This is a genomic window from Mesorhizobium sp. M1A.F.Ca.IN.022.07.1.1 (assembly GCF_003997575.1).
Lineage (GTDB): Bacteria > Pseudomonadota > Alphaproteobacteria > Rhizobiales > Rhizobiaceae > Mesorhizobium.
In genome coordinates, this window is the sequence record NZ_RZST01000465.1 from 1 (window position 1) to 3,719 (window position 3,719).

Sequence of the window (3,719 nt, forward strand, 5' to 3'; positions counted from 1 at the left end):
GACATGGCCAAGGCCATTCAGAAGATCACCCTCGATCGCACGCTAGACGTCCCCTTCGACAAGCTTGAACTCTCGCAGAAGAACGTGCGCAACATCAAGGCGGGCATCTCGATTGAGGACCTTGCCAACGACATCGCCCTTCGCGGACTTCTCATGAGCCTGAACGTGCGGCCGATCCTCGGCGACAATGATGCGGAAACCGGCCGCTACGAAGTGCCCGCCGGCGGCCGGCGTTATCGCGCGCTCGAACAGCTGATCAAGCAGAAGCGCATGGCGAAGACGGAACCCGTCCCCTGCATCGTGAAGCGCGGCGCCTCGACCTCCGTCGAGGACGATTCCCTTGCCGAAAACGTCCATCGCCTCCAGCTCCATCCGCTCGACCAGTTCCGAGCATTCCAGACCTTGCATCTGCAGGGTCTCGGCGAGGAGGAAATCGCTGCGCGCTATTTCGTCTCGGTGTCGACGGTGCGCCAGCGCCTGCGGCTGGCGTCAGTCTCGCCGCGTCTGCTCGATCTTTACGCGAATGACGAGATCAAACTTGAGCAGGTGATGGCATTTTCCATCACAAACGACCATGTTCGCCAGGAGCAGGTCTGGGACACGGTCTCCCGGTCGCATGTCCGGGAGTCGTACTACATTCGCCGGCTGTTGACCGAAACAGCGGTTCGCGCCGCCGATCGCCGCGCGGTCTATGTCGGGATCGAAGCTTACGAGGCCGCCGGCGGCGGCGTCATGCGCGACCTCTTTGAACAGGACCAGGGTGGATGGCTCCAGGATCCGGCGCTTCTCGAGCAGCTCGTGTTCGAGAAGCTGAAGGCCGACGCCGAAACACTGAAGGCCGAGGAAGGTTGGATCTGGGTCGACGCTGCAATCGACTTCCCCTACGGCCATGCCTCCGGGCTGCGCCGCTTCTACGGCGAACGCGCGGAATTGAGTGCCGACGAGCTTGTCCGCTTTGATGCGGTAAAAGCGGAATACGACAAGCTCGACGCGGAATATGCCGAGGCGAAAGAGTATTCCGATGAAACCGAATCCCGGCTGGAAGAACTCGGCAATGAGTTGGACCGGCTGAATGACCGGCCTTATGTTTTCGATCCGGCAGAGGTTGCACGCGGTGGCGCTTTCATCTCGCTCGGCGCCGACGGCGAGCTAAAGATCGAGCGCGGCTTCGTTCGGCAGGAAGACGAGCCGGTCCTCCAGGCCGATGACGCCGACACGGGCGGTCACGACAGTGATGATGGAATTGCGGCCTCGGCAACCGGTGGGAGTTCGGTCAACGGCAAGCCAGTTGTTGTCGAGACGCCCGAGGAAGAGGATGACCGTATTCGTCCGCTTTCCGACCGTGTCATCGAAGACCTGACGGCGGCCCGCACGATCGCGCTGAGGAACGCGCTCGCCAACGATCCGGTCATGGCCTTCGTCGCCGCCTTACATGTCTTCGTTCTCAAGACTTTTTTCGTCTACGGCTCCGACTCTTGCCTTGAAGTCACAATGCAGAGCGCAAAGTTTAGCCAGACACAAGGGTTGGGCGACACGGTCTGGGCGAAGGAGATCGAACAGCGTCATGAGGCTTGGGGACACGATCTCCCGAAGACCTCTGCGGAGCTCTGGAGCTATCTGGTCGCGCTCGACGACGCCAGCCGGCAGGCGCTGTTTGCCCATTGCGTCTCACTGTCGGTCAATGCCGTGGTGCAGCCGTGGAATCGGCGGCCCGCGGTGATCGCCCATGCCGATGAGCTGGCTCGCTCGATCGGCTTCGACATGGTCGAGGCAGGCTGGGCGCCGACCGTCGACAACTATCTTGGCCGCGTCACCAAGGCGCATATCCTGGAGGCGGTCCGGGAGGCGAAGGGTGAGCAGTCCGCGCAACTCATCGATCACCTCAAGAAGGCGGATATGGCCCGCGAAGCGGCCCGCCTGCTCGAAGGCAGTGGATGGCTGCCCGAGCCGCTGCGTCTCGCTGTTGATGAGACGCCTGCGAAAGAGGGCGACGACGCCGCGGCCGCGGTTGTCGAGGACGACGCGGTGGAAGGCGCCGAAGTCGACCTGCCGGCATTCCTGACCGAAGATGCCGAAGGTGAAGGTACGGCTTCCGAGGATGCCGATCTCGAAGAACCTCGTCACCTAGACGCGGCGGAATAGCCTTTCTCAGAAAAACTGATCCAAGGCCCGGCCCTGCGCCGGGCCTTCCCCTTTTTGGACATTGGAGCAAATGCGTGTCCGTTATGGACCCCTATGAGAATGCGCCGCTCGCGGAGGAAGGCGCGGTGGTAGTCGGGCCAGAGAGGAAGAATGAGGCGGGGGAAGAGGGTGAAGCCGGGCTGAAGAGAGGGTTGCCCGGCCTGAACCCTGTCACCTCTCTCAGGAGACCAGATCGATGTCGATACCGGAGATCGCCCCCAAAATCGCAACCATTGTCCCCGATGAGCGGCGCCTGGAATTCCTTCCCGCGTTGTTCGGGCGCTCATTGCTGATCGTCGCCGAAAACGCGGTCTAAGCTTCATGGAACGGCTGAGCCCCCTCGATTATCGCGGCGGCTTCTGGGATTTCTATGAGCACGACGGCAGACCGCTGTTCATGGCCCCGAGATCCAAGCCGCGCTTCCGGATCACCGGCGAAGTCACCGGGTTCCAAGGCGACGTCTCGGCCGAAGCCGCGGGGATTATCGCCACACTCTTCGCCTTCTCCCATCTTTCCTTCCAGTACCAATCCGAGCGGCTCCCGGAAGGCTACGGTCGCCTTCACACCTATTGCGCGGACCATCCGGAAGCCGAGGAAATTTTTCAGGCAATCGACTGATCGATACCGGCGTCGCACTTCATGTTTTCACCTGCGTGGCCGCGTCGGACGCCGCGGCAACGATCCATCATTCACTCTCACCGCCCGGTTGTCGCAAAGCGCCAGCCGGGCTTCTTCGTTTCAGGAGCTTCCAACATGAACACCATGATCACCAGCCCGCGCCACGTCTCGTCCGGCTTCAAGGTAGACCTCTCGCGCGGTCAACGCATCGACCGCGTCTCGTCCGAATGGTTCTCGCGGCCCGACGACGAGCGCTATCTGTCACTTTCTGACCTCCATCGCGCCGTCAGCGCCAGAACAGAGCGTGCTCGCGTGCGAACCGTGGAAACTGCGGACATCCGCGTCGAGGCGACCCGCGACAATGCCGAACGCCTTTCCCTGATCGTTCCCGGCGGCCGCGAACCGGTGGCGCCGACGCACTGGAGCTACGGCCAGCTTTGCAGCCTGGTCGGTGCCCCGGCGAACTACATGCGCCAGTTGCCCGCACCGCTGGCGGCAATCAATCTCCAGCACGGGCTTCTCAACCACGACGCCGAAATGATCAAAACGCTGGAGATGGACGACGGCCGCGTCGAACTGCGTGCTGTGACCGGCCCCGACTACGGGCGCATCTGGGATAGAGACCTTGTCGCCGCCGTGATGAGCATCGCTGGCAACGGCACCGGCGACACAATCTGGAAAGTGCCGGGCGTGCTCGACTGGTCGACCATGACCCACAACCCGTTTGTCGATATCACCAAGGATACCACGACGCTTTATGCCAGCGATCGCGACGTCTTTCTCTTCCTGGTCGACGACACGCACCCGATCGAGGCGGGCCGCCTACCGAACGGCCAGCCGGACCTTTACTTCCGCGGGTTCTATGCGTGGAACTCGGAAGTTGGATCGAAGACACTCGGCATCGCGGCGTTTTACCTGCG

Annotated in this window: 2 protein-coding genes and 1 pseudogene; all 3 read left to right on the top strand. The window is 62.1% G+C overall.

What is annotated here, in order from left to right:
* The first annotated feature begins 3 nt into the window (after nucleotides 1-3).
* Entirely contained in the window at nucleotides 4-2,142 is a 2,139-nt protein-coding gene (locus EOA75_RS30395) for a ParB/RepB/Spo0J family partition protein (protein WP_127325883.1), read from the top strand.
* 235 nt (nucleotides 2,143-2,377) lie between these two features.
* A pseudogene (locus EOA75_RS30400) lies at nucleotides 2,378-2,799 on the top strand (antirestriction protein).
* A gap of 135 nt (nucleotides 2,800-2,934) precedes the next feature.
* Nucleotides 2,935-3,719 (top strand): DUF932 domain-containing protein (locus EOA75_RS30405; RefSeq protein ID WP_127325882.1); only part of this gene is annotated, 785 nt, incomplete at its 3' end.